Source organism: Lactobacillus sp. UMNPBX16 (assembly GCF_002553775.1).
GTDB lineage: Bacteria > Bacillota > Bacilli > Lactobacillales > Lactobacillaceae > Lactobacillus > Lactobacillus crispatus.
Map to the genome: position 1 here is coordinate 1 of NZ_PCYU01000020.1, position 25,193 is coordinate 25,193.

Consider the following 25,193-nt stretch of genomic DNA (forward strand, 5'->3'; position numbering starts at 1 on the left):
GCGTAAGCCACAATTTTGCGCTTATCAATGGGCTCGTTATGATCAAGGCCTAAATACTGATCAAGCTCTGATTGATAGTAAAATCGTCTGTTGTTAGCTGTTCGATGAGCTTTTAATTTCCCAGCTCGATCCCAGCTTTGAAGAGTGAACGGCGCTTTGCCAAGATAGGCAGCAGCTTCTTTTAAATACATAATTCTAGACATAAAAAAATCTCACCACCTTGTAGCGAGATTATAGCACACTTTATAACACTTAAGAAACACAATTACACATATATTTTTTAAACTTGTTGAAACTCCCAAAGTAAGGCCTTGCGCAATACCTTAGAAATGCAGTACCATTCACATTTACCGTTAGGCAATTCAACCAAACACCAAAGATATTGGTGTCTCTTCGCCATTCAATCCATCCCTTCTAATTAATATCGGCTTTAATTATACCGCTACTTATTAAGCTATTCAGTTAGAAAATCAATAATGTCAGAAAATATTAGGTCATGATGTCAAATCTATTCAACTGACATCATTTGTCCTAAGAACGCATTTACCGCTTGCTTAATATACTCGCTGCAAAGGTGAGTATACTGCGTTGAATTTCTGGACATGGCTCTGCTTAAACGGTCTTGATGGGTGTCATTTTAATCCCTTCTTTAATTTTTGCCATAATTTTCTCCACACTGAAAACTATGGCAAAAAATCTAAAAACTTTCAGTACAGAGAAAATTATGACAAAAAAGCAGATTTTTTCAGTCTAGAGAAAACTTTTATCAATACAAAAAAGCAAGCGCATTAATCGCCTGCCTAAGATTATTCCAAATTACTTTTCTATAACACTCTCTTAGCAATCGATGGTGTAAAGTAACTCGATACCGTTTGCAAAATAGTACCTTGCTCCGGTGTTGCTGCGTTTACATATTGATTGTTTCCTACATAAATTGCAACGTGGTATGGAGCTGTCGTTGAACCCCAGAAGACTAAGTCACCTGGCTGCAAGTTGTTCAATGAAACAGTTTGACCAACCTTAACTTGATCATAAGTTGTTCTTGGCAAGTTAACACCAGCAGCTTTTTGGTAAACATATTGTACTAAGCCAGAACAGTCAAATGAATCCGGACCTTCTGCACCCCAAACGTAATTCTTGCCTACTTGTTGCTTAGCTAAAGCAACGATTGAAGCGGCCTTACTAGTAGCTTGCGTTGAAGAAGTTTGGTTAGTATTTTGGCTGGTCTTCTTGATTGCCGTATTAACAATTTGCTTAGCCTTCTTCACCTTAGCTATCTTTTCAGCCTTCTTCTGAGTAGCCGTTTTAGTAGCTACTGCCGCTGTCTTCTTATTAACAGTAGTCTTTGTCTGCTTAGCTTCCGTTTTCTTAATAGTTGGTGCTTGCGATACTTCTGCTTTTTCTCCAGCAGTAACATCTACGGTATAACGCGCTTCAATCCATTCACGCGTTCCAACCTTGTACCACAAGTTGCCCTTCTTATCGAGTGCAGTTTTAGCTACATTCCAGACCGTGCCGTCTTTAGCACGGTAACCCATGAATTGACCATTCTCATAGTTGGTCCAAATATTCAGGCTCTTACCTGGTAAATAGCTAATCTTAACTTGCTTAATCGCCGTAAAATTAGCTGCACGAACCGTTTTCATTGACGTGATTGCGGAAACACCCGTAACGGTCAGGGCTGCAGCCGCTCCCACTTTAAAAAAATTACGTTTCATAATTGAATCCCCTTGGTAGCGAAACAGGTGAAAACTTTTCACCTAAAATTACCCACTCTTACTATGTAACGCCTTCATTATTGCATGTCCTACCTCAAGAAGCAAATTGGAACATTACAATATTACAAAAAAGACGGATCACTGGAATCCGTCTTCATTACTTACTATCTTAATTTAAAACACGCTTAGCAACACTTGGGTAGAAGTATGAACTCAAAGTTTGCTTGATTACGCCTTGACCTGGTGTAGCAGCGTGGATGTATTGGTTGTTACCAACATAGATACCTACGTGATATGGAGCACTTGCACTACCCCAGAAAAGCAAATCACCCGGTTGAAGATTATCCATAGAAACGGTTGATCCTTGCTTAACTTGATCATAAGTAGTTCTACCCAACTTCACGCCAGCAGCGTTAGAGTAAACATATTGTACTAAACCTGAACAGTCAAAACCGTTAGTTCCTGTACCACCCCAAACATAGGACTTGCCTAATTGTGCTGAAGCCAAAGTAATAACTGCTGAAGCATCACCAGTTGCTTGAACTGACTTCTTAGCCTTTTTAGCTTTCTTAACTGCTTGAGCCTTATCTGAACTAGCATCAACAGTATATTGAGCTAAAATCCATTGGTTATCACCAATTTGGTACCATGTACGGCCCTTCTTATCAGTCTTGGTGTCAAAAACATTCCAAGTAGTACCATGTTGAGCACGTTGACCAGTAAAGTGACCGCCATTGTAGTTGTCCCAGATGTTAATTCCATAACCTGCAATGTAGTTAATCTTTACTTTGGTAGTAGCAGCTTGAACAGTAGCATTAGTTGAATCTGGCTTGATGACATTTACTGCAGCTACACCGGTCAGAGTTAATGCAGCAGCTGCGGTAACTTTTACGAAATTGCTCTTAATATTCATCAAATTCTCCTATATGTTTTCACTATATATATAAGCATTCTTAGAATTTATTACTTAAGCTGGTAACGAAAATATTAATTCATCGAAAAATCTTTAAATTTCTTTAACGTATTTAACAAAATCTATAATAATGTCCTAATGTTACAGTAGTGTTACAAAAGTAATACTGATTTAATAAATATTACGTTTCCGTCAAAAAGAAAAATAGCTAGGGAGATTTCCCTAACTATCTTAATTAGATATTTTATTTTTAGGAAGACTAACGCAATTAGTCGATTACACGCTTAGCTGATGATGGGTAAAATGAAGCTAAGGTTTGTTGCTTAACATTTTGACCAGGAGCTGGAGCGTGAACAAACTTGCCGTTACCTACGTAGATACCTACATGGTAGTTACCCCAGAATAATAAGTCACCCTTTTTAAGCTTCTTAGTTGAAACTGAAATGGTCTTACCAAGAGTAATTTGACCGTAAGTAGTTCTTGGCAAAGTCTTGTTAATAGCATTCTTGTAAACGTAGCTAGTTAAACCTGAGCAGTCAAAACCGCTAGGACCTGCAGCACCCCAGATGTAAGGCTTGCCGATTTGCTTCTTAACAAGCTTAACAACCGCATTACGCTCCTTAGTAGCAGCTGATTCTTGCTTAACTGAACTTGAGTCAGGTTTAGTAGTTTCAAGATCTGAAATTGAGTTGTTAGTAGTTACAGTAGTGTTTTCAACGTCATCAGCGTGAACAGTTGATGGAACATTGATCATTGAAATACCGGCAAAGAATACTGATAAAGCTGCGGTGTATTTTACTAAAGTACGTCTAAAATTCAAAATTAATTGTCTCCTCTAAAAATTACTAAATTGTTTTTTTGATTTCTTAAATCAATTGACGTTTTATATAATACCGATTGAATGTTACACGAATGTTTCAAAAGAGCTACCATCGCGTTAAGAAACCTTGTTAAAAAACACATTTTATGTAAAAAAGAGAAGACCCAAAAAGCTAGCGAAGCTTTGCTATCAGTGCATCGAGAGCACTTTTGGTCTTTGTTAAATTGTCATTAATTAATATATGAGCGTAATTTTTCAGATCAGCTGGCAATGCATTTAATTCACTACCACTAAGTCTTTCTTTAATCTTACTTGGATCATCACCGCGCTTGAGCAAACGCTCTTCTAGCTCTTTTTTGGTAGATGTTGTTATATAAAGGAAATAGACTTTGTCACCCAATTGCTGAATATAGGTATAAACGCCTTTGATATCGACAATTAGAGAAACTAAGTCGCTTTTTTTCCAAGCTAAATTCAATGCTTCACGACTTGAGCCATACTGATAAGATCCATACTTAATATGTTCAAAAAAGTGCAGCTGTGCAAAAGTTTCGTCTGTTTCAAAATGATATGACACATCTTGTTTTTCGCCTGATCGCATCGGCCGCGTGGTATGCGTTAATACGCGTGGAATACCATATTTTTCAGTTAAATATTCTGAAACAGTCGTCTTGCCAGCACCACTAGGTCCTGCAATAAGAATTATTTTTTTCAAAACCTGATTCTCCCCACTTGAAAATGTTGCTTTTTTATAATAGCATTCTTGTGTTATAAAAGACTAAAACTTTTTCTCGGAAGGGAGAATTATAGATGAAAAAAGCAGATGTAAAAGTTGGTGCAATCGTTGGTGCCAAATCAGAAGAAGAACTTAAGAAGCCATTCCAAGGCAAAGTTGAAAAGATCTACGAAAATTCCGCATTGCTTGCAATTACTTCATACGATCCCGTTGACGCCACTGCTATCAGCGACTTGAACAATAAGATCGTAGTTAACTTCAAGCATTTAAAGACTGCTCGCGCTGCCAAGAACAGTAAGACTGCTTCAACTAATGAAGTTAAGATTGAAAAAATTGCCAAGAAGAACGACGATAAAAAAGAAGCAGACAAGAAGTAAAATTTGACAAAAATAGCCCGCGCAATGTTTACGCGAGCTATTTTTTTGCCTAAAATTAGGACATCGATACGAGAGGAAATATTTTATGAAAGAAAAAACGCGAACTGTTTTATTTTGGTTTATTTTAATCCAGCCCTTTTTAGACCTTTATTGGTTCTACAACGGCAAATTAGCGGAAGTTTTACCATTTACTCTACCTACGATTATCCGAATTTTAGCTGTTTTTGTGATTTTCTGTATGTTTTTCAGTCAAAAGCAAAATTGGCAAAAATTAGGGCAAGACAAGTGGTTAATTCTATATTTAGCCCTACTAATTTTGTATTCGATTATTCACTTAATCCACGTCAAAAACTTTAACAGCATTAATCCTAATGACTACAATTATTCAACCGTAAGCGAAATTTTTTATCTCATTAGAATGCTTTTACCTCTGATGGTGATCTTTTTTACAAAAGAATTGAATTTCAGTCAGGAGCAATTCAGACACGTTATCGAAGGCATCAGCGGACTTTTTTCATTTACAATTGTCATTACCAATCTTTTTGTCATTTCGCTTAGAAGCTACGAGACAGGCCCGATTAGCGCTAATATTTTTGAATGGTTTGTTAACCCCAATATCGGTTACTCCCATATGGCCTCCAAAGGCTTCTTCAATTTTGCCAACATGGTATCAGCCGTACTCTTTATGCTGGTGCCTCTGATGCTTTACTTCATGTTCAGTCGTTTTAACTGGAAAATCGTCATTTTGAACGTAGTTCAAGCTTTAGCGATGATCGAGTTAGGAACCAAAGTGGCCCTCATCGGTTTAATCGGTGGCGTGATTATCAGTATTTTGCTGTATGTTTTCCACTTATTTATTGTTAAGGATGTTAACAAAAACGGCAAAGCCATTATCGTGGCGCTTTTAATCGAAGCTGGCACCTTTGCCATCATCCCCTTTGGTCCAGCAATCCAGCGCTATAATTATGAAAAATATTTGGCTCAGCAATCCGATAATTCTTTGACACAGGCCAAGCGAGAATTAAATGCTGGCTTAAAAAAATATCCTCAAGGTAAACAGCGCAAGGAATTTTTAACGAATTTCATCGGCAATCATTATCAAGATTACGCCTTAAATAAAAAGTTTGTTTTTAAAAGCTACCCTTATAAATACGATCCTGAATTTTGGCTCAAAATCATGAACGAGCCAGGCACCGCTAGAATGCAAAATCGACATGTAGAAAAAGCGATGCTTGATCAGGTTGTGAAGACTAACAACAATCGGCTCGACAAGTTCCTGGGCATTTCTTACACACGAGAAACCAACATTTTCAACCTTGAACGTGATTTCACTAGTCAAATTTATTCACTTGGTTGGATCGGCATGCTGTTGTTCATTGGGCCTTATGTCATTATCCTGCTCTACGCTTTAATTAAGTGGCTAATGAACAAAGAAAAGCGGACTTATTTGATCAGCTCAATGTTGCTTTCAATCGCCTTTATGATTTTCGCAGCATTCTCGTCAGGTAACGTAATGGACTTCTTAACAGCTAGCTTCATCCTGGCTTTCGTTGAAGGCAGCTTGTTAGCTAGCGTAACCAGAAAAGAAAATTAAACATAAAAAAAAGTTAGGTAGTTGCTTGCCTAACTTTTTCTTAGTTTTTAAACATTATTTTTCTTGCTTAATAAAGCTTGAATCTGGCACCCGAATTAAGTAGTACCGAGTTGCTAAATGACCTGCATGCATCCCGATTCCATTTTGCCAATTCCGCTTGTACTTAGCCGTATAAATTGCCACGTAAGCCCGTTGATACTTTTTATCCATTTTAGCCAATTCCTTTTTTACATAAGGAATCTTCTCGGCATTCACATCAAGCGCAGTGTTACCATAAGCAATCGAGGCATAGTCACTACCAATCGTGACCTTGCTGCCATCGCGATAAAAAGTATAAGTTTGTGAGCCATATCTCTTCTTAGCAGAATTAATTGTTACATAGCTTGAATTTCCCGCACCTGTACGCATTATCAGTGGCTCATACTTCACGCTTGAAGTAATGCGGTTTGCATCTTCCAGGTCTGGATTGTCCATAAAAGTCTGATTAAACATCCAACCTGCAGCTAATAAAAGTACTACAATCTCCACAATATTAAGAGCCATATTCGGCCAACTAAAGCGTTTATGCTGTTTGATAATCATCTTAATCCGTCTTTGACGGATGTTCTGGACGATAAAAACTAAATAAAGAATGATGGCAACCCAAATTAAGATCCCAATGATATTCCAGCTGAACATATGTCGTCCTGCTATATAAAACATAGAAACATGCAGAAGTTTTCATATTTCTACATGTCAGAAAGAAATATATTTTCCTTTCTTTGTCTTATTTACTGCTGTCTTCATCAGTATTCCGATATTCCATCTGGGGAGTAATCGCATTGACTAACTCTTGCAGCTTAAGGGCTTAGCCAGCCCATTGTTTTTATTTTGTTAACGCTAGTAAATTTAATACTGCATTGTCATCACGATCATTGCTATAGCCACATTCATAACAAATGTATTCATTATGCTTGGTGCCATGTTTTTTATTGCCCTGCAGAGTAATTTTGTCTGCACCAGTTTTGACATAGCCACAATTGGCACATCTTTGTGTTGATGGATATGTTTTATCAGCTAGAATTAATTCTTTGCCATACCATTCGCACTTGTAAGTCAAGACTTGTCTAAACTTGCCAAATAGTGACCTTTGCATGCCTTTGGAAGCTACATGGGTCATCATCATTTGTTTGACATTCAAGTCTTCAATGACGATTTGGTCATAATTGTTTACAAGCTCAGTGGTAAATTTTTGCAAAAGATCATTCTGAATATTGGCTGCTTTGCGATAATCACGCTGAAGCTTGGTTCTCACTTGCAGGTAATTATTGCTTTGGCTTGCCGATTTACCGTTAACTCTTCTCTTTTTAGACAATACTCTTTGATAATGCTTGATTCGCTTGTACAGTTTCTGTAGTTTTGCTGGCAAAACATTAATCTTGCCTTCAGTGTAGTTGAAATGCCCAACGTTGACATCGATGGCGGTCTTTTTGCCAGTTTTAGCCTTTAGTCCAGCCTCTTCTTCATAGGAAAGGGCAGCGTAATAATGTCCTCTTTCTCTAAAGATGCTGGCAATTTTAACCTCTTCCATCTTTAATGCCTCGTATGCTGGAATATCAAACCAAGATTTAATCCCTCTAGGCTTATCTAATCTAAGCTTGCCATTAATTATCTTGGCGCGATCAGTTTTAAAGCCTTGACGTGGAGCTTTCTTAGATTTGAAATGCGGCTTGCCCCAATCAGGCTGGGTCTTGTCAAAGAAGTTCTTCCAAGCATTAGCCAGATCCTTGACTGCTAATTGCAGACAGCGAGCAGACAAAGCAAATTGCCAATCAGCCTTGTTATTGACTAATTCATCCCGCACTCGATGCTCATTAGGACTAGGATTATTATCCTTGTCTAAAGTCCGAGCTTCATACATGTCTTGCCAGGTTGCTAAAGCTAGATTCCAGCAGTATCTGCGATAGTTACAAAGACGTTCAAGTTCTCTTTGCATTATCTTATTTGGCCTTAATTCGACTACCTGAGTTTTGATCATTTGTTTCACCTCCAATGCAAACATAAGTTTAGCAAAGGATGTAACAAAAACAAGCGAACAAAATATTAAATTTTTAGCAGCAGTTAATTTGCTTCTATGTTTTGCCTTTCTGAACAAATTACCTGTATCTTTTTCTATATTGCCATTAAATTCTATATTTCAGCTAACCATTTAATCCTCCTTTTTTTCAATTATATGGTAAAAAAAGTAAAATTTGAATAGGATAATAATTGAATACTTAGTTAAATAGTGAGAAGATCTTACTAGTACATTAGATTTATTAGGGAACATTATGGTAGCAATAGCTTTTTATTCAATTACTGGGCAAACGGAACGTTTTATTAAGAAAACTCAACTTTCGGCCCATCAAATCGACGATGCCAACCCTAAGTATGATATGGGAAAATCTTATATCTTAATCGTACCCTCATATCAGGACTTCATGATGGATTCAGTCGTTGATTTTTTAACGTATAAAGATAACAAAAAAAATATTATAGGGATTATCGGTTGTGGCAACCGAAACTTTAACGACCTCTTTGCTCAAACTGCCAAAAAGATCGCGGCAACATTGAAAGTGCCTATTTTGTATCTTTTGGAATTTAGTGGTACTAACCAAGATGTCAAAAATGTACGAAAAATCGTACACGATCTTTCTGCTGGTGAGAGTACTAAGCAAGTCCAAAAGCCTAAGGAATTACGTGGGAATATCAGCTTTTTGAGTGATTTTAGAGATTAAATATGACTGAAAAATATTACAAAGCAATTAACTGGAATGACATGGAGGACCGGGTTGACAAATCTGCTTGGTCCCGCCTGAATGATATTATCTGGGAACCCCGTAATGTTCCAGTTAGAGAAGATAAAAAAGAATTTTTACAATTAGACAAGCCGGTGCAAGATGCCTTGCTTCACGCATTCGGAGCACTATCTTTTTCATCTGGACTCCAAATGAAAAATGGGCTAGAGCAAATTAAGGTAGATGCCATCACACCAGAGGAAGCAGCTGTGCTGAATGCCTTGCAATATTTGGAATCTATTGCCAATAAAGGCTACAGCTACGTTATCAACGAGTTGACGGACTCAAATATAGCAAAAGACGTTATTAACTGGGCTGATGACAATCCTTACCTGCAAAAGAAGATTCGGATTTTGAATAAAATCTACCAAGGCGGGGATGCACTACAAAAGAAGACAGCTAACGTTATCCTAGAGACAGCTCTCTATCATTCTGCCTTCTACGCTCCGCTTTATTTATTCGGACAAGGCAAAATGGTACGAACAGCTGAAATTGTTAAGTTAGCTTTACGTGGCACTTCATTTGGTGGAATTTATCCTGGTTACAAGTTCCGCTTAGGCTACCAAAAATTAGGTAAAACTGAGCAAGCAGAGCTAAAAGAATGGATCGATAACTTGTACGATATGCTAATTGATAATGAGAAGAAGCACATTGAGTTAATGTACAAGGGCACTGACTGGATCGATGATGTTACGCACTATCTTTACTACAGTGTCAACAAGGCCTACCTCAACCTAGGTTTTTCAGCCAAGTATCCTGACACTTCTGATTCAATCAACCCTATTATTGAAAAAGGGGTCATCAAGAGTGCAGTGCTTGAAGACTTCTTCTTCTACACTAACGATCACTCGCTGACTAAGTTTAAAGAAATTAAATAATTACAAAAGACGCAATCGAAAATTCGATTGCGTCTTTTCTTACTTCTTAGCAGTTTTCTTCGTTGTCTTTTTAGTAGCGGTCTTCTTTTCTGCTTCCTTTTTTTCAGGCTTCTTATATTCACGTATTGTGGTTAGCTTTTCAATAATTGCCTCCACCAGTTGATCAACAATCTTCGCTGGATCTTGTTCGATCTCTGCTTCACTGGCTAATTGATCAATTCTAAAGCCTGAAACATTAACGTATTCAGAGCGCGTTTCAAAGTAAACATTTAAAGGATATTCCTTACCCTCTTCAAAGAAGTTAGCAACTCGTTTGTAATTGCTATAAGGCAAATTGATAATATTTGTCTCCAAGGCAAAAGTAGCCGGCCGCTGACCCGTCACTGCTAGTTGCGTTTGGATCAATGAATTATGCTTAAAAGCAGCGATAACTTCCTTGACCATCTTTTCAGCATACGGCTTGATTTTGCTCTTCGACTTGCTAATGTCGGCATATTTAACTGTTTCAAGATCTTGAATATAATCTTGATTTTCAATTTTTTCGTTGAGATCTTTTAAATTAATTTCCAAAATAAACTTTCCTTTTTCATTGGTTATAATTACAAAATACTACAAAAAAATTTTTTGTCATCCTTTTTAAGGATTCAATTCAGTATTTTTAGCTTTTTATTTGTTAAAATGACACTATGAAAAAGCAAAAATTTGATCTTAAGTATTTATTTTTACTCATTCCCATTACGTTAATTCTCATTATAGGATTGATTTACCTTTTTAACAAAAATAAAATCTATAATGAAATTAATTGGATGACAATGAAGGAAGAACAGCGGCTCAATGTCCCGCTAGAAAATCAACTGCCCGATCTACCCAACGGCTGCGAGGTTACTAGCCTATCAATGTTACTGAATTACTATGACATTAAGGTTAACAAATATGATCTCGCCGATAATATTGCTCATGTTGATTCTTTCACCGACAACGGTAAATATCGCGGCAACCCCAATCAAGGCTTTGTCGGCCATATGTCTGTCGCTAATGCTGGCTGGTGCGTTTATCACGGGCCTTTATTTGATGCTGCACGTAAATATACCAGCCACATAGAAGATGCCTCTGGCAGCAATTTTTTAGCGATTCTCAAGTTAATCTCCGATGGGCATCCCGTGCTGATCATTACCACAACCACTTTTAATCATGTTAACAATATGCAAACATGGGAAACCAATACTGGTAAAGTCAACGTTACACCGTCATCACATGCCTGCGTGATCACGGGATACAACAAGCAAAAGAAGCTCGTCTATGTTAATAATCCTTACGGTATTAAAAACCAACCGGTTAATTGGCATAACTTAGAATTGAGTTATGACCAGCAAGGACGACAGGCACTTTACATCAAATAACAAAAAAGGCAAGCCACGAAGGCTTGTCCTTTTAACTCAAGACACATGCTCAAAGCATATGTGGACGTTTAAACTGTTCACATCAGTGCGTCCAACATCAGCACTTCCCGTGCTTGCCACTTAAGGCGGATGTCCTCTATCTCATAAATATACGCATCTCGCGTTCATTAATCGACTCGTCAGTCAGTAATTGTACTATTTTTTATGTTTGATGTACAGTCTAGCACTTTTAAAATGACGATATTTAAATTTATAAAAAACTTCAGTACACATAGTCGATAACATGAAACCTAAAGCAATAGCACCAGTAACAATTGCTACTCGTAGAAGCAAATTCTCTCCTTGACTATAATCCCCTACAACTAAAGCACGTACTGCTTGATAAGCAGGCACGCCCGGGACTAACGGTACTAAGGCAGGAATATTAAAGACCGTCACTGGACTTTTTTTAATGCGTGCAAAACACAAGCCCAAAATACCTATCAAAAAGGCGCCAATTAAATTTGAAATCATTCGCCCAAATCCCAAATTAAAGCAAGTCCAATATACCATCCAGCCCACTGTGCCACTGACTCCTGACAGGTGAAGATCGCGATGAGGTATATTAATAGTTAATGCAAAACCCACCGAAGCTACATAAGAAAAAATGACATTAATAATAATTTCTAACCAAAGTGGCATTTTTATACTCCTATGAATTTAAGTACAAGTGCAACTCCACTGCCTAAAGCTAAAGCGGTTAACACAGCCTCGCACATTCGCATAATCCCTGATAATAAATCTCCCATGAATAAATCTCGCAAAGCATTAGTAATTGCCAAGCCTGGGACTAAAGTCATCAGAGCGCCGATCAAAATATTATCAGTAATCATTTGTGGATTAAAATGATTGAGTAATACTGCCAAGATCCCCATGACCATTGCTGCAATTAGCTCTGATAAAAAACGAATCTTAGTATATTTTTTAAACTCATAATACGACCAAAAACCAACAGCCCCTACTAAGGCAGCACCTGGGAAATCAACCCAGTCGTAATTATCCATAAACAAAACCATCAAGGTAGCAGACAATACAGCAGCTCCCAATACCTGGAGCCACATTGGGAAAGTAGGTGCTTGTGATACTAAAGCAATCTTTTCTTTTAATTCAGAAAGAGTGATTTTTTCAACTGCAAATTGGCGCGACAAGTCATTAACCCGGTCTACTAATTCCAAATTGATGTTGCGATCACGAATTTGTTTCATCTGACTCAGCTTGCCACCATCTAAGCTCATGAAAACACAGGTTGGCGTCGCAAAGACACGCGGATCATCAATTCCGGCATTGCGAGCAATTCTGAGCATTGTATCTTCTACCCGATACATTTCGCTCCCGCCTTCGATCATTAGTCGGCCCGCAGTTAAACAAATATCCATTACTTCTTGATAAAATTGGACATCCCGCTTCTCAGACATAGTTTTAGCCTCAGTTCATAGTTTCAATATCGATGGTCTTGTCGACCCAATCACCGCGGAAAAAGTCACGTTCGTGACTAACAATAATGACTCCGCCTGGGAAGTTAACAATCGCTTTTCTCAAAGCATCCTTGGTATCGTTATCCAAGTGATTAGTAGGTTCATCAAGGAAAAGCAAATTAGCTGGTTCAAACTGCATCTTAGCTAATTTTACTTTTTCCTGTTCCCCACCAGAAAGTTCCTTTAGCGGACTCATTGCTTGTTGTGCAGTTAAGCCCATGCGTGCCAGCGCTTGTCGCAATTCCTTTGGCTTTTTGCGTTCAAATTCTTCTTGTAAATATTGGAGTGGAGTCATGTTGCTATTAGGCCAGGTTAGATCTTGCTTGAAGTAAGCCAACTTTGCAGTAACAGATAACTCATATGAACCATAAATTGGCTTTAATTGCCCTAACAATGTCTTAAGCAAGGTAGTCTTACCAATTCCGTTAAAACCAGTAATCGCCACTTTTTCATCCCCACCAACAGAGAAATTGAAGGCTGACTTGACCAAAGCATGGTCGTAACCGATGACCAAATCTTGCGTCTGTAGCAACAAATTAGAAGCAGTCGCAACATATGGAAACTCAAAGCGTGCCTTGCGGTTGTTTTTTGGCGGTGTCAAAACATCCATCCGCGCCAGCTGCTTTTCCCGTGACTTAGCACTCTTAGCACGTGTACCCGCCTTGTTCTTGCGAATATAGGCCTCAGTCTTAGCAATCTTGCGTTGCTGGTTAGCATAAGCCTTCAAGTAGGTCTCACGGTTGGCTGCTTTTTGCCGCAAGGCTTGCTTCAACGTTCCTGTATAACGGGTAATTGTGCCAAAATCGATATCGATAATGCAGTTAGTGATTCGGCCTAAAAAGTCATAGTCATGGCTGACCACGATAAACGCACCATCAAAATTATTCAAATAATCAACTAACCAATCAATGTGAGAGACATCCAGATAGTTAGTCGGTTCATCTAGTACCAAGACATCTGGACTTTGCAAAAGTAATTTAGCTAAAATAATTTTTGAGCGCTGACCACCAGATAACTTTGAAACATCATGGTCATAGCCCAGATCGGCTAAGCCCAACCCTGACGCAACCTGTTCAATCTCAGTATCAATGTCATAAAAATTATTTTCTTCTAAATAAGTCTGTACCTTGCCGGCTTTTTCTAACAGGGCTTCGTCCCCGTTTTCGGCATATTTGGCATACAGATCATTCAACTCTTTTTCTTTTTGAAATAATTGATCAAAAGCCGTCCGCAAAAAGCCACGGATAGTCACACCAGGTGCCAATTTAGCATACTGGTCCAAATAACCAACATCAATTTTATTTTGCCAAGTTACTTGACCATCATCGGGCAAAATTTCACCCGTTAAAATCTTGATTAACGTTGATTTACCAACTCCATTTTGACCAGTAACCCCCATATGGTCTTCTTTGTTAAGCACAAAGTTGGCATCTTCATATAAAGTTTTATCAATAAAACTCTGGCTTAAATCTTTAACAGTTAATAAACTCATTTTTCATCCCTTAATTATTGTTCAGCTGATTCGTGTTCTTTTTCATAATTTTGTAGCGCATCAAGCACACGAGGCCAATAGCGTTTAGGCAAAATTAATTGCAAATGGTCGTGATAAATTGGAAAATCACTGGCCTTCATACCGGTGATTTTAGCCAATTCTTGGTCGGTCAGCTTATATTTATAAACAATGCGCTTAATTTCGACTGAAGCATGTCCTCTGAAATAAGACAAGCCGAAGAAAAAGATGGCAAAAACACCAGCTAGAATAATTGCTAGCTGCAAATTCATTCTAAAGCTGTGCAAGCAAATAAAAAATACGGCAATAAAAGAAATTAGAGCTGAAATTATGCCGTAAATAACTGGAAATATTGATTCTTTTTCTTTCTTTTGCATAATCTTTTCCTTCCTAATTGAGACCTAGTAACTTTACGAACTTAGCAAAAATTGTTAAAGTTTGCAAGATACGACGTTTTCATTATTTTTTACATAAGTTAAGTATACTTAGCAAAAATGAAATTGCACGAAGAAAGAAGAAAAATGAGCCAAGAAAAGCAAAAATACTATTTTTTCCCACTTCGTTTTCAACAACAGGACTTAAAGATTGAACTAGTTTTGCCTCAAATTACGCAAGCTGAGGCACTTTATCAAGCTGTTGTCCGCGATCGAAAGCAATTAGGTCAATGGCTAGCCTGGGCTGATCAAATGCACTCAGCTAACGATGAAGCAAAATTTATTAAGCAAATTCAAACCAAAATGTCCCAGCAGACGATGCTTGTGCTCACTATTTTAGTCAATGGCGAACCTAGCGGCATGATCGACTTGCATAAGCTAGTGCCAAATAAAAAAGCCGAGATTGGCTATTGGCTTGCTAGCAAGTATCAAGGCCGCGGCATTGTTACTAAGAGTGTAACGGCGTTATGCCAATATGCCTTTAGTGAATTGAACTTGCAATACATTGATCTGCTCGTTGCCGTTGGCAATGACAAGAGCAGCAATGTCGCAAAGCGTTGCGGTTTTAAATTAATGGGGATTGAGCCAAAATTAATTAATGGCTATGACGGCCAAATTTTTAGATTAATTCGACGTTAAAACTACTTTGTTCGCTTGTCATTGCGTTAAATATTAGGTAAACTAATAAAACAAGTGTTTGGAATCTTAATACTTTACTACCAAAACAAACTCAAATATAATTATGTTATACGATGCTTAGCATCAATGAGTGGTCGGCTCATGGTCAATCTGATTCTAATGCAGGACATAAGGGCCTGACGGGTCGCAGGGACCAAAATAAACCTGATATTATATATCTAAGACATAAGGGCTTAGCTGGTGGCAGACACCAAAATTAAACCGACTTAAGAGTTCACGAGTTTGTGAACTCTTTTTTATTGGAGAAAAAAGAGATGAATCGCAACTTATTTAAAAACGCAAATTTAAAAGAAATCGGACAATTACGTCGTTATATGTCGATTATTTATGATAATGCTGACTTTTACAGCAAACACTTTGTAAACAAAACCATTATCTACACTACTAAGAATAAAAAAATCGAACTTACTGCTAGAAGAGATAATTTTATGCATTTGTGTGGAGTAGCGTATATCGACGGTCCAAGAAAATTTTTTAATGATGCATTAGATCAAAAAATACTTATAAAAAAAGATGGGTCTACCTTTCAAAAATTACAAATTATGAATCAATTTCAAGAAATGCTTGGACCACATTTAAGATTAACAGGACGCAGTAATTTTACATATTTAAAATTTGATCACTCTATACGTACCAACAAAAGCATACTAGCTCTTGCACTATTAAATAATCAAAACTACATGATACCTATCTCTTTATTAAATCTAAAATTTATTCATCCTTTTCCAAATGGAGAAAAAATAATAAAAATAGAATCTCGAGATCTAAAAACTGGTAAAATTACTATTCTCAACTAAAACCAACCAGTCAGATCTTTAATAATGAAAAAGATAATTGGAACTAACAATGATGGTAAAAAATTTAGCGTTTTAACATCACGAATCTTCAATAAAGCTAAGCCAGAGCAGGCAATTAAAAAGCCACCAACAATGGAAATCTCAGTTACCAATGGTCCCGTAAAAAAGCTAGCCGACAAAAATTTAGCTACCAGGTAAATACTACCCTGCCAGCAAAATAGCACTGGAGCAACAACGAGCATCCCCCAACCGAAACTAGCGCCAAAAACCATCGAGGTCACAAAATCCAACGTAGCATTAGTAAACAGCATCGTATAGTCGCCTTTAACTGCCGCAATTACTGGCCCCACAATTGATAGTGCTCCAATACAACAAAGCAAAATTTCGGTGGCCAGACCTTTACCTAAGTTTGATTTACCTGTTTTTTCTACTAAGCGATCAAAATGACCAGAAATATCCCAAGCCGTGCCGCATAAACCACCAAGGGCTAAGCTGACAATAAATAAAACCGAATAATGACTCTTGGGCATATTATTAGTAACATTCTCCCAGCCAATACCTAAGGCTGCCAACCCCATCGCAATAAAGAGCACATCTTCAAATCGTTTGTTGATTCCTTTTTTCAAAAAACAGCCAATACTAGTTCCTACTAATAAGGCTAACGTATTTACAATTGTTCCAATCATCCTTCTCACCTCTTAAGATTATTTTACCGCAGAAAAAAAGTATCCTTGTCGGATACTCTTTCATTTACCAGTGAAAATGCCAACCGCTACTTGAACTGGATGATGAACTTGAACTAGACGAGCTGCCTGTCCCTGTTCCTTCACCATAACCAGAATTAGAACCGCTGGCTGGCTTATCCTGATTTTGATCATAAATCTGATAGTTTGTAAAAGCCTGCGGATCATCCCACTTAATGTGATTGTTCTGATCATTCAACTCATTCTGCCGTGTTTCCTCGTTATTAAGCGTTTGGGTCGATAAATTCAAATTCTTGCGAATTCTATCAGAAGTCTTTTGCAATTCCTTAGTTGAAGCAACTTGAATTGAGGCTCCATCAATCCAGGCATCATGACCTTGAATATAGCTACTCTTCATATTTTTCATACAGCCACGATAATTCAACGCCAAGCTTAACATATCGTTGAAGGTCAAATTAGTTTTCACATACTTATTAAAGACATCAACTAGCTTGCGGTAATTGCTGAGCGTATTAACTGACATGGCCTTGTGGGCAATTGCCTCAATTACTTGACGCTGGCGCATCTGACGACCATAGTCACCACGTGGGTCTTCTTTTCTCATCCGCACATAAGCTACGGCATGCCGACCATTCAAGTGCTGTTTACCCTTGTGGAAATCACACCAGTCATACGAGAAGTCAAATGGAACTTGGACATCGACACCACCAACTGCGTTAACCAGGCTTTTTAGCGCCTTCATATTAACTTCTAGATAATAATCAATTGGCACATTTAACATTGATGACACAGTCTTCATACTTGCTTCGTGTCCGCCAATTTCATAAGCAGAGTTCACCCGGAACATAAAGTATTTGTCGCCTGGATCGCCCTTAATATCTGCTAAAGTGTCACGTGGAATTGAGGTCATCGTTGCCGAATTCTTTTGCGGATTAGCCGTTGCTAAAATCATGGTATCCGAATTTCCCCGATCATGCCGGCCTTCAATTCCTTGGTCAACTCCCAATACTAAAATTGAAATTGGCTGTCGATTAGCAATTTTAGCTGAAGTAGCAGTATTGCCGCCGTTTTTGCCATCAATCACGCTGTGAACAGTAAAATACATATGCGCTGTCCAGGCTACGCCGAAGCAAACAGCCAACAAGGCTACCACTCCAACTAGTCGAGCCAAGAAATTCCCTGGTATTAACGCTGACGCATCTGCCGCAAATGCACGATTACGGTGAAGATTAAGCGATGAACGACGAGCACGATAATCTTCTCTTCGTTTTGGATTTTGGTCCATTCTTTTGATCTTTTCCCTTCGAAATTAATAGAAGTTAGTTTATTTGTATCACTTTTCGTCTCTAGATAAAATAAAAATACCGATAATTAATAATAACTTATTTTTTGCGAAAAATAGCATAACAAGCTAAGATGTATACAAATTGAAATAATTATGGAGGAAAATTATGGCGATACCAAACAGAAATGAAGTCCCAGAAGAACTTAAGTGGGATTTGACCCGAATTTTTAAAAATGATGAAGAATGGGAACAGGCCTATGCAGCTGCCCAAGAAAAAGTCGATCAACTCGGTGAATTAAAAGGCACATTAGCAAAATCTGGCAAGGATTTGTACGAAGGTTTAACCAAGATTTTGGCCGTTAAGCGCGAGGTGGAAAATATTTATGTTTATGCCACCATGTCCAGTGATGTTGATACGGCTAATTCACATTATCTAGGCTACGTCAGCCGAGTGCAAAGCTTAGCTAACCAATTTGAAGCCGCTACTAGTTTTATTAACCCAGAAATCTTGAGCATCCCTAGTGACAAGCTAGCTGAATTTAAGCAAGCTGAACCAAGATTAAAGAATTACGCTCACTACTTGGAAATGATTACTAATAAGCGCCCTCACACCCTGCCAGCTGAACAAGAAAAATTAATCGCTGACGCTGGGGATGCTTTGGGCGTTTCCGAAAATACTTTTAACGTTTTGACCAATTCCGACATGGAATACGGCTACGTCCAAGATGATGATGGCAATATGGAACAATTGTCCGACGGTTTGTACTCATTATTAATTCAATCACAAAACCGTGACGTCAGAAAAGGTGCCTTTGATACGCTCTATGCCACATACGGTCAATTTCAAAATTCGCTAGCTTCAACCTTGTCCGGCGTTGTGAAAAAGCACAACTATAACGCTAAAGCACACAAATATAACTCTGCTCGCCAAGCTGCCTTAGCTGCAAATGGCGTACCGGAAGCAGTTTACGATACTTTAATTAAAGAAGTTGATTCTCACCTTGATCTGCTTCACCGTTATGTTGCTTTGCGTAAGAAGATCTTGGGCCTAAAAGACCTACAAATGTGGGACATGTATGTGCCGCTAACTGGGAAGCCTTCTCTTTCTTATGACTTTGAAGAAGCGAAGGAAGTTGCTAAAAAAGCATTGAAGCCATTGGGCGAAGACTACTTAAAGCATGTTGACTACATCTTCAATAACCGCGTAATCGATCCGGTTGAATCAAAAGGCAAGGTAACTGGGGCTTATTCTGGTGGTGCTTATGATACTGACCCATATGAACTGCTCAACTGGGAAGATAACATCGATTCACTTTATACTTTAGTCCACGAAACTGGTCACTCCGTTCACTCCTGGTACACTCGCAATACTCAACCTTACGTTTACGGCGACTATCCAATCTTTGTGGCTGAAATTGCTTCAACTACTAATGAAAATATTTTGACCGAATATTTCTTAGACCACATTACCGATCCTAAGACGCGGGCCTTTATCTTAAATTACTACCTTGATTCATTTAAAGGCACTTTATTCCGTCAAACTCAATTTGCCGTGTTTGAACAATTCTTGCACGAAGCTGATGCTAAGGGAGAACCACTGACTGCTGACACTTTAGACGATGTTTATGGTCAAATTAATCAGCATTACTATGGAGACAGCGTTGAACCAGGCGGCGATATTGCCCTTGAATGGTCACGAATTCCACACTTCTACTACAATTTCTATGTGTACCAATATGCGACTGGCTTTGCGGCTGCAACGGCATTAGCAAACAAGGTGGTTCATGGAACGCCTGCTGAGAGGGATGCCTACCTTGGCTTCCTTAAAGCTGGTTCAAGTGATTACCCAACTGAGATCATGAAGCGTGCTGGCGTAGACATGACCAAGCCAGACTACTTGGAGGATGCATTCAAGACTTTTGAAAAGCGGTTGAATGAATTTGAGAATTTGATTGAGAAGTAAGAAGAAATAAATATGCTTCATTACTCACAAAAATACATTGACGATGTATTAGTCCGCTTTGCTTACCATTCAAATGCCATTCTTGATCATTGAAAAAGACGATAAAGCTCAATACATTACTTATGAGGCCGACCAAGATATAACAAGTCTTACCCAGTATGCAAAGCAAAAGTTAACCGAAGAACAAAAGCGCTATGAAATCTTTGAACAGAATTATCAGGCTCAAAAAGATTTTGACGAAAATCATCAATAATCGCGCTCATATAAAAATAATCGATATCATTTCGTGAGATTTGATATCGATTTTTTGTTGATGATCTTGATTTATTGCTTGGCATATTTATCGCTCAATATGTATAATACGTATATAAGTATTATAGTGCGAGAAAAGGTGGAAAATATGGCTGAAACTTTATATAAAAAGGTCGTTAAAAATGGTTCTTCCTTAGCTATCAATATCCCAGCTAAGGAAGTAAAAGAGCAAAATCTCAAAGTAGGCGATATTGTTGAAGTAAAAATCAAAAAATCAGACCGTCCTAATTCTGAAAATTTAAAAGAAATAGATGGCTTAATCTCTGATTACTGGGATATGTTAGAGTACTTAAAGGATAAGTAGTCAATGAAGATCAATTATCTAACAGAAAAGGATATTTTAGTAATCAATGCAAGGGTTATTCAAAGAGAAGGTGCAACGGGACAAAAACCTCACGTTAGGGATGCAGAAGCCCTTCATTTTTTAATTGCTCAACCTAAGCAAACTAGTTTTGGACAAGAATTATATCCGTCTTTTGCTGAAAAAGCTGGGATTTTATTAATTAAATTAGTTAAAAAGCATGTTTTTGAAGATGCAAATAAACGAACTACAGCAATTGCATTCTTACTATTTTTAAGACGAAACTCTTATGAATTAACCTGTGATTGGCAAGATCTAGCAAATCAAATCTTAAAAATTGCCCAAATAGATGACAATGAACTAAATTACCAAGAAATTTACCAATGGATTAACCAAGTAATTCATGAAAATTAAAAAATCGGTATCATTTCGTGAGATTTGATACCGATTATTTGTTAATGATACCGATTTTTCAAAAATTTCCTTGACTTCTTCTTTTCATCGTCGTATTATAATGACAATTAAATTAATAAAAGCTTAGAAGAGATGAGTAATTACTTAAGACTTCTGCAGAGAGTCGGAGTTGGTACAAGCCGATGTGGTTGAGAGTAACGAATATGGTCTTGGAGCTATTTTAAAGAGCAAGCTATTAAGTAAGCAATTTACGAGTGACGATCGTTACCCCGTCCGAGTCTTCCCAATCCTGGGAGTACTTAGTAAGGAGTTAGCTGTGAAGCTAGCTTGAATTTGGGTGGTAACACGCTTAGGCGTCCCTAGCATAGAAGTTCTATGCTAAGGGCGCTTTTTATTTTGCTTATTTAATTTTTCAGAAAGGAGCCAGACAATGGATAAACCTATCAAAACTACAAGTTCACGAATCATCATCAGTAAAAAGGCATTCAACCGAATGTGCACTATTGTCTGGTTGATCTTGATCATCATCGGACTTTTCATCGTTAAATAAAACATTGAAGCAAAACTAAGGAGAAAAATTATGACAGAATTACATTACGATATCGTTGGTAGCTTTTTAAGACCCGCAGAATTAAAAAAGGCTCGCGCAGAATTTGAAGAAGGAAAAATTAAGCAAGAAGAATTAACTCATGTTGAAAATACAGAGATCAGAGAATTAGTTCAAAAAGAGATTGATCATGGCCTTAAAATCGTAACTGATGGTGAATTCAGAAGAAGTTATTGGCATCTTGATACCTTCTGGGGCTTTGGGGGTATTAAACACACTAAGCAGGCCCACGGCTATTTCTTCCACGATGAAGAAACTCGTAACGACTCTGCCCAAGTTGAGGGAAAAATTAAATTTACTGGTAAACATCCAGATCTTTCATCATTTGAATACCTGAAAAAAGTTGTCGATGAAACTGGCGCTAACGTAATTCCACGGCAAAGTATTCCAGCTCCCGCACAATTTTACGCAGAACTTGTTCGTGGAGAAGAAAATATTGCCGCGCTTAAAAAGATTTATAGTTCAGAAGAAGATTTACTCACCGATATTTCTAAAGCATACCGAGACTTAATTTTAGCCTTATACGATGCAGGATGTCGCGACATTAAACTCGATGACTGTACTTGGGGTATGATTGTAGATAAGCGCTATTGGAAAAGTCATTTACAAGATGACTTTTCATTAGACGACCTTAAAAGAAAATACTTGAAGCTTAACAATGATGCAATCAAAGATTTGCCAACAGATTTGCGAATATCAACTCATATTTGTCGCGGTAACTATCACTCAACTTGGGCAGCCCAAGGAGGTTATGGTCCAGTAGCGGACTATGTTTTTGCTAAGGAAAATGTTGACGCCTTTTATCTTGAATTTGACAATGAAAGATCCGGCAATTTTGATCCAATTACGCAAATTCCTAACGACAAACTTGTGGTCTTGGGTTTAGTAACCAGTAAGAAAGCGGAATTAGAAGATCCACAAAAATTAATCGCTAGAATTAAAGAAGCAGATGAATTCCACCCACTAAATAATCTCGCTTTAAGCACACAGTGTGGCTTTGCCTCAACTGAAGAAGGCAACACGTTGACCGAAGATGACCAATGGAAAAAGATTAAGTTAGTTGTCGACACCGCCAAGCAAGTTTGGGGCTAAATGGCACCTAACTAGTTAAAATCAAGATAAACAGATTTAAACAAAGGAGAAAAATTCATGGGAAAAGTTGAAAGTTTTGAATTAGATCATACTAAAGTTAAAGCACCTTACGTTCGGTTAATCACCGTTGAAGAAGGCCAAAAAGGCGACAAGATCAGCAACTTCGATTTGCGTTTGGTTCAACCTAATAAGAATGCCATTCCTACTGGCGGCTTGCACACAATTGAACACCTTTTAGCCGGTCTTTTACGCGACCGCATCGACGGCTACATTGATTGTTCACCATTTGGCTGTCGGACTGGCTTCCACCTTCTAGTTTGGGGCACCCCATCAACTACTGAAGTTGCCAAGGCACTTAAGGAGTCATTAGAAGAAATCCGTGACAACATTAAATGGGAAGACGTACCAGGAACGACAATTGAATCTTGTGGTAATTATCGCGACCACTCACTATTCTCAGCTAAGCAATGGTCAAGAGATATTTTGGCTGAAGGCATTTCTGATGACCCATTTGAAAGACATGTGGTTGAATAAAATTTAAAGGTTTAACTGAAAAATAGTAAATAATTAAAAAAGCTAGCAATTCATTTTAGTGAACTACTAGCTCTTATTTTTTCACTTATATCATCCCGGCAACTAAGCCAACTATATACAAGAAGACACAGCAGACTACCAAATACAAACCGCCCCACTTGACCGTTTCTTTTAGGATCTCGCCTTCGTCTCCCTCACGATTAATTGAGCCGGTCGCTACTGCAATATTCTGCGGTGAAAGCATCCCTGCCGTGGCCCCTGTCATGTTCGAGGCTACAACCCAGTATTTACTTACGCCTAAGTCCGTTGCTGCAGTATACTGCAAATTACCAAATAAAACATTAGCTGATGTAGCAGATCCTGTTAAAAATGTTCCTAGTGCACCAATTAACGGCGCAAACAATGGATAAACTGGTCCTAAAAGGCCAACCAAGGCCACTGCTAATGCATTCGTCATACCAGCATAAACCATTACTTTAGCTAAGCCCACAATCGCACAAACCGTAATCGTCGTTTTCCACACGCTCTTAATTGATTGCCCCAAAATCTGTATCATTTTCTTCAAACTGATGCCCTGAATCGCCCCACCAATTAATGTAGCTACAAAAATTAATGTTCCAGGAGAAGATAACCAACTAATTGACAATGTATTTGGGTTCTTTCCTGTATAAACAACAAGATTAGTGGTTACTTTATTAAGTACATCATTGACAGCTGGAACTAATGAAGAAGCAAAGATCACAAAGATAAAGACCAAAATAAATGGTGTACACGCCTTGAGCATTTCCTTAGCATGTGGGCGTAAAACATCTGGCTCTTCTTCATCATCATGCCATCTAGTTAATAAGACTGTAATCGCAATTGAACACAATGAGCCAACAATTGCAGGCAATTCTGCCCCTACAAATTTTGCAGCTATTACCTGGGGAATAGCCATTCCCAGTCCTGACATCAATGTAATAAAGCCTACACCTTTAATTGCCTTAATGCTGCCTTCAGTCAAGATAACTAAAATAAATGGTACCAGTATTACCAAAATAGATAATTGCAATGTCACGATGAAGGATAGTTTTTCTTGATGTAGACCCGTCACTTCAGCTAAAGTTAAAACTGGTAATCCAATTGCACCAAAAGCCGTCGCAGTTGTATTAGCAATCAAACTAATGACTGATGCGCGAATCGGATCCAAGCCAAAGGCAATCAATATTCCTGCCGCAATTGCTACCGCGGTTCCAAAGCCAGCGATTGATTCTAAAAAGCCACCAAATCCCCAAGCAATAATCAAAACAATAATCCGCTTATCGGTTGAAATCGTCGCCAGCATATTTTGAATAGTTTCCATACCGCCAGATTCTGTAGTAACGTTATATGCAAACAAAGCCATGACAATAACAAACATAATCGGCCAAATGCCCATGATAATGCCTTCTAGCGCCCCACTTGCCGTATCTAGCACCGGTAATTTAAAACTAAAGACTGCTAACACCATCGTCAAAATTAAGCCAATGACACAAGCGCGTGCAGCTGGCATTCGCATAACTCCCAGCGAAATAATCAACCAAACGATCGGCAACAATGCGATCGCAAATCTAATCCACATCAAAATCCTCCATCATCAAAAGTGTTGTACTATATTATTTAATCATGATTTGGGTAAAAAGTTAAAATAAGACACAAAATTTTAGTTAAAATTACAATTTTCACAAATTTCACTTGCAAGTTTAACCAACAAACTATATAACAATTAATGGAAAGTAAAATTTCTCACATCATGT

At 38.1% G+C, this 25,193-nt stretch carries 28 protein-coding genes; 13 read left to right on the forward strand and 15 right to left on the reverse strand.

What is annotated here, in order from left to right; all coding sequences use genetic code 11:
* The 5 genes from CP367_RS05140 to CP367_RS05160 all read right to left on the reverse strand — a co-directional run.
* Positions 1–203: helix-turn-helix domain-containing protein (locus CP367_RS05140; protein WP_143438896.1), on the reverse strand; the 203-nt coding region annotated here is incomplete at its 3' end.
* Positions 204–824: 621 nt separating this feature from the next.
* Entirely contained in the window at positions 825–1,718 is an 894-nt protein-coding gene (locus CP367_RS05145) for a C40 family peptidase (RefSeq protein ID WP_089145836.1), read from the reverse strand.
* 169 nt (positions 1,719–1,887) lie between these two features.
* A complete protein-coding gene (locus CP367_RS05150) occupies positions 1,888–2,631 on the reverse strand; it encodes a C40 family peptidase (RefSeq protein ID WP_005726403.1) in 744 nt (247 codons plus the stop codon).
* A 268-nt stretch (positions 2,632–2,899) separates the two neighbouring features.
* Positions 2,900–3,451 (reverse strand): C40 family peptidase, encoded by a 552-nt coding sequence (locus CP367_RS05155; protein WP_089145835.1) that lies wholly within the window; start codon positions 3,449–3,451, stop codon positions 2,900–2,902.
* A 172-nt stretch (positions 3,452–3,623) separates the two neighbouring features.
* Positions 3,624–4,166, reverse strand: coding sequence for a guanylate kinase (locus CP367_RS05160; RefSeq protein WP_061205120.1), 543 nt, complete (start codon positions 4,164–4,166; stop codon positions 3,624–3,626).
* A 95-nt stretch (positions 4,167–4,261) separates the two neighbouring features.
* Here CP367_RS05160 and CP367_RS05165 point away from each other — a divergent pair, with 95 nt between their 5' ends.
* A complete protein-coding gene (locus tag CP367_RS05165) occupies positions 4,262–4,564 on the forward strand; it encodes a DUF2187 domain-containing protein (protein WP_013086899.1) in 303 nt (100 codons plus the stop codon).
* An 85-nt stretch (positions 4,565–4,649) separates the two neighbouring features.
* The gene (locus CP367_RS05170; RefSeq protein ID WP_089145834.1) at positions 4,650–6,158 is read left to right on the forward strand and encodes an O-antigen ligase family protein; all 1,509 of its coding nucleotides are present in this window, start codon (positions 4,650–4,652) and stop codon (positions 6,156–6,158) included.
* A 54-nt stretch (positions 6,159–6,212) separates the two neighbouring features.
* Here the strand turns inward: CP367_RS05170 and CP367_RS05175 are convergent, their stop codons facing one another.
* Positions 6,213–6,836, reverse strand: coding sequence for an LVIS_2131 family protein (locus CP367_RS05175; protein ID WP_005722447.1), 624 nt, complete (start codon positions 6,834–6,836; stop codon positions 6,213–6,215).
* Between the two features lie 187 nt (positions 6,837–7,023).
* A complete protein-coding gene (locus tag CP367_RS05180; RefSeq protein WP_020993065.1) occupies positions 7,024–8,175 on the reverse strand; it encodes an RNA-guided endonuclease TnpB family protein in 1,152 nt (383 codons plus the stop codon).
* 292 nt (positions 8,176–8,467) lie between these two features.
* On the opposite strand from CP367_RS05180, the gene nrdI reads away from it, so the two are divergent.
* Both nrdI and CP367_RS05190 read left to right on the forward strand, forming a co-directional pair.
* Complete coding sequence (nrdI, locus tag CP367_RS05185) at positions 8,468–8,914, forward strand: class Ib ribonucleoside-diphosphate reductase assembly flavoprotein NrdI (protein ID WP_023488188.1); 447 nt, start codon at positions 8,468–8,470, stop codon at positions 8,912–8,914.
* A 2-nt stretch (positions 8,915–8,916) separates the two neighbouring features.
* Entirely contained in the window at positions 8,917–9,852 is a 936-nt protein-coding gene (locus tag CP367_RS05190) for a ribonucleotide-diphosphate reductase subunit beta (protein WP_089145833.1), read from the forward strand.
* 39 nt (positions 9,853–9,891) lie between these two features.
* On the opposite strand, the gene CP367_RS05195 is transcribed toward CP367_RS05190, so the two are convergent.
* The gene (locus tag CP367_RS05195; RefSeq protein WP_035443227.1) at positions 9,892–10,422 is read right to left on the reverse strand and encodes a hypothetical protein; all 531 of its coding nucleotides are present in this window, start codon (positions 10,420–10,422) and stop codon (positions 9,892–9,894) included.
* A gap of 116 nt (positions 10,423–10,538) precedes the next feature.
* On the opposite strand from CP367_RS05195, the gene CP367_RS05200 reads away from it, so the two are divergent.
* On the forward strand, positions 10,539–11,252 hold the full coding sequence (locus tag CP367_RS05200; protein ID WP_089145832.1) for a C39 family peptidase: 714 nt from the start codon (positions 10,539–10,541) through the stop codon (positions 11,250–11,252).
* Between the two features lie 195 nt (positions 11,253–11,447).
* Here the strand turns inward: CP367_RS05200 and CP367_RS05205 are convergent, their stop codons facing one another.
* Genes CP367_RS05205 through CP367_RS05220 form a run of 4 tightly spaced genes read right to left on the reverse strand, consistent with a single transcriptional unit; the run spans position 11,448 to position 14,653 of the window.
* Complete coding sequence (locus CP367_RS05205) at positions 11,448–11,933, reverse strand: threonine/serine exporter family protein (RefSeq protein ID WP_089145831.1); 486 nt, start codon at positions 11,931–11,933, stop codon at positions 11,448–11,450.
* 2 nt (positions 11,934–11,935) lie between these two features.
* Positions 11,936–12,706: a threonine/serine exporter family protein gene (locus CP367_RS05210; protein WP_089145830.1), complete on the reverse strand. Its 771-nt coding sequence runs from the start codon at positions 12,704–12,706 to the stop codon at positions 11,936–11,938.
* A 10-nt stretch (positions 12,707–12,716) separates the two neighbouring features.
* Positions 12,717–14,258 (reverse strand): ABC-F family ATP-binding cassette domain-containing protein, encoded by a 1,542-nt coding sequence (locus CP367_RS05215; RefSeq protein ID WP_068813677.1) that lies wholly within the window; start codon positions 14,256–14,258, stop codon positions 12,717–12,719.
* Between the two features lie 14 nt (positions 14,259–14,272).
* A complete protein-coding gene (locus CP367_RS05220; RefSeq protein WP_005725472.1) occupies positions 14,273–14,653 on the reverse strand; it encodes a hypothetical protein in 381 nt (126 codons plus the stop codon).
* Between the two features lie 144 nt (positions 14,654–14,797).
* Between CP367_RS05220 and CP367_RS05225 the strand changes: the two genes are divergently transcribed.
* Together CP367_RS05225 and CP367_RS05230 are read left to right on the forward strand one after the other, a co-directional pair.
* Positions 14,798–15,349, forward strand: a complete 552-nt coding sequence (locus CP367_RS05225) for a GNAT family N-acetyltransferase (protein ID WP_005722451.1) — start codon at positions 14,798–14,800, stop codon at positions 15,347–15,349.
* Positions 15,350–15,663: 314 nt separating this feature from the next.
* Positions 15,664–16,206 carry a PBECR4 domain-containing protein gene (locus CP367_RS05230; RefSeq protein WP_013086911.1) on the forward strand — a complete coding sequence of 181 codons (543 nt, stop codon included), beginning with the start codon at positions 15,664–15,666 and terminating at the stop codon, positions 16,204–16,206.
* On the opposite strand, the gene CP367_RS05235 is transcribed toward CP367_RS05230, so the two are convergent.
* On the reverse strand, positions 16,203–16,892 hold the full coding sequence (locus CP367_RS05235; protein WP_089145829.1) for a DUF554 domain-containing protein: 690 nt from the start codon (positions 16,890–16,892) through the stop codon (positions 16,203–16,205). The two genes, CP367_RS05230 and CP367_RS05235, sit on opposite strands and share 4 nt — an antisense overlap.
* A gap of 64 nt (positions 16,893–16,956) precedes the next feature.
* A complete protein-coding gene (locus tag CP367_RS05240) occupies positions 16,957–18,195 on the reverse strand; it encodes an LCP family protein (protein WP_089145828.1) in 1,239 nt (412 codons plus the stop codon).
* 166 nt (positions 18,196–18,361) lie between these two features.
* Between CP367_RS05240 and pepF the strand changes: the two genes are divergently transcribed.
* From pepF to CP367_RS05270, 6 genes are all read left to right on the forward strand, one after another.
* On the forward strand, positions 18,362–20,158 hold the full coding sequence (pepF, locus tag CP367_RS05245) for an oligoendopeptidase F (protein ID WP_089145827.1): 1,797 nt from the start codon (positions 18,362–18,364) through the stop codon (positions 20,156–20,158).
* A gap of 58 nt (positions 20,159–20,216) precedes the next feature.
* Complete coding sequence (locus CP367_RS05250; RefSeq protein ID WP_089145826.1) at positions 20,217–20,411, forward strand: hypothetical protein; 195 nt, start codon at positions 20,217–20,219, stop codon at positions 20,409–20,411.
* A 147-nt stretch (positions 20,412–20,558) separates the two neighbouring features.
* Positions 20,559–20,774, forward strand: a complete 216-nt coding sequence (locus CP367_RS05255; RefSeq protein WP_005723825.1) for an AbrB/MazE/SpoVT family DNA-binding domain-containing protein — start codon at positions 20,559–20,561, stop codon at positions 20,772–20,774.
* A gap of 3 nt (positions 20,775–20,777) precedes the next feature.
* Positions 20,778–21,185 (forward strand): type II toxin-antitoxin system death-on-curing family toxin, encoded by a 408-nt coding sequence (locus CP367_RS05260; protein WP_089143643.1) that lies wholly within the window; start codon positions 20,778–20,780, stop codon positions 21,183–21,185.
* Positions 21,186–21,765: 580 nt separating this feature from the next.
* The gene (locus CP367_RS05265) at positions 21,766–22,884 is read left to right on the forward strand and encodes a 5-methyltetrahydropteroyltriglutamate--homocysteine S-methyltransferase (protein ID WP_089145825.1); all 1,119 of its coding nucleotides are present in this window, start codon (positions 21,766–21,768) and stop codon (positions 22,882–22,884) included.
* Between the two features lie 57 nt (positions 22,885–22,941).
* Positions 22,942–23,418 (forward strand): S-ribosylhomocysteine lyase, encoded by a 477-nt coding sequence (locus tag CP367_RS05270; RefSeq protein WP_089145316.1) that lies wholly within the window; start codon positions 22,942–22,944, stop codon positions 23,416–23,418.
* A gap of 85 nt (positions 23,419–23,503) precedes the next feature.
* Here the strand turns inward: CP367_RS05270 and CP367_RS05275 are convergent, their stop codons facing one another.
* On the reverse strand, positions 23,504–25,018 hold the full coding sequence (locus CP367_RS05275; RefSeq protein WP_089145824.1) for an L-lactate permease: 1,515 nt from the start codon (positions 25,016–25,018) through the stop codon (positions 23,504–23,506).
* Positions 25,019–25,193: the final 175 nt, after the last annotated feature.

What these genes read in the sequence shown, in the direction of transcription:
- CP367_RS05145 (WP_089145836.1), bottom strand. Translation starts at nt 1,718, where the DNA reads ATGAAACGTAATTTTTTTAAAGTGGGAGCGGCTGCAGCCCTGACCGTT.
- CP367_RS05150 (WP_005726403.1), bottom strand. Translation starts at nt 2,631, where the DNA reads ATGAATATTAAGAGCAATTTCGTAAAAGTTACCGCAGCTGCTGCATTA.
- CP367_RS05165 (WP_013086899.1), top strand. Translation starts at nt 4,262, where the DNA reads ATGAAAAAAGCAGATGTAAAAGTTGGTGCAATCGTTGGTGCCAAATCA.
- CP367_RS05170 (WP_089145834.1), top strand. Translation starts at nt 4,650, where the DNA reads ATGAAAGAAAAAACGCGAACTGTTTTATTTTGGTTTATTTTAATCCAG.
- CP367_RS05175 (WP_005722447.1), bottom strand. Translation starts at nt 6,836, where the DNA reads ATGTTCAGCTGGAATATCATTGGGATCTTAATTTGGGTTGCCATCATT.
- CP367_RS05180 (WP_020993065.1), bottom strand. Translation starts at nt 8,175, where the DNA reads ATGATCAAAACTCAGGTAGTCGAATTAAGGCCAAATAAGATAATGCAA.
- nrdI (WP_023488188.1), top strand. Translation starts at nt 8,468, where the DNA reads ATGGTAGCAATAGCTTTTTATTCAATTACTGGGCAAACGGAACGTTTT.
- CP367_RS05190 (WP_089145833.1), top strand. Translation starts at nt 8,917, where the DNA reads ATGACTGAAAAATATTACAAAGCAATTAACTGGAATGACATGGAGGAC.
- CP367_RS05200 (WP_089145832.1), top strand. Translation starts at nt 10,539, where the DNA reads ATGAAAAAGCAAAAATTTGATCTTAAGTATTTATTTTTACTCATTCCC.
- CP367_RS05205 (WP_089145831.1), bottom strand. Translation starts at nt 11,933, where the DNA reads ATGCCACTTTGGTTAGAAATTATTATTAATGTCATTTTTTCTTATGTA.
- CP367_RS05210 (WP_089145830.1), bottom strand. Translation starts at nt 12,706, where the DNA reads ATGTCTGAGAAGCGGGATGTCCAATTTTATCAAGAAGTAATGGATATT.
- CP367_RS05215 (WP_068813677.1), bottom strand. Translation starts at nt 14,258, where the DNA reads ATGAGTTTATTAACTGTTAAAGATTTAAGCCAGAGTTTTATTGATAAA.
- CP367_RS05220 (WP_005725472.1), bottom strand. Translation starts at nt 14,653, where the DNA reads ATGCAAAAGAAAGAAAAAGAATCAATATTTCCAGTTATTTACGGCATA.
- CP367_RS05225 (WP_005722451.1), top strand. Translation starts at nt 14,798, where the DNA reads ATGAGCCAAGAAAAGCAAAAATACTATTTTTTCCCACTTCGTTTTCAA.
- CP367_RS05230 (WP_013086911.1), top strand. Translation starts at nt 15,664, where the DNA reads ATGAATCGCAACTTATTTAAAAACGCAAATTTAAAAGAAATCGGACAA.
- CP367_RS05235 (WP_089145829.1), bottom strand. Translation starts at nt 16,892, where the DNA reads ATGATTGGAACAATTGTAAATACGTTAGCCTTATTAGTAGGAACTAGT.
- CP367_RS05240 (WP_089145828.1), bottom strand. Translation starts at nt 18,195, where the DNA reads ATGGACCAAAATCCAAAACGAAGAGAAGATTATCGTGCTCGTCGTTCA.
- pepF (WP_089145827.1), top strand. Translation starts at nt 18,362, where the DNA reads ATGGCGATACCAAACAGAAATGAAGTCCCAGAAGAACTTAAGTGGGAT.
- CP367_RS05255 (WP_005723825.1), top strand. Translation starts at nt 20,559, where the DNA reads ATGGCTGAAACTTTATATAAAAAGGTCGTTAAAAATGGTTCTTCCTTA.
- CP367_RS05260 (WP_089143643.1), top strand. Translation starts at nt 20,778, where the DNA reads ATGAAGATCAATTATCTAACAGAAAAGGATATTTTAGTAATCAATGCA.
- CP367_RS05265 (WP_089145825.1), top strand. Translation starts at nt 21,766, where the DNA reads ATGACAGAATTACATTACGATATCGTTGGTAGCTTTTTAAGACCCGCA.
- CP367_RS05270 (WP_089145316.1), top strand. Translation starts at nt 22,942, where the DNA reads ATGGGAAAAGTTGAAAGTTTTGAATTAGATCATACTAAAGTTAAAGCA.
- CP367_RS05275 (WP_089145824.1), bottom strand. Translation starts at nt 25,018, where the DNA reads ATGTGGATTAGATTTGCGATCGCATTGTTGCCGATCGTTTGGTTGATT.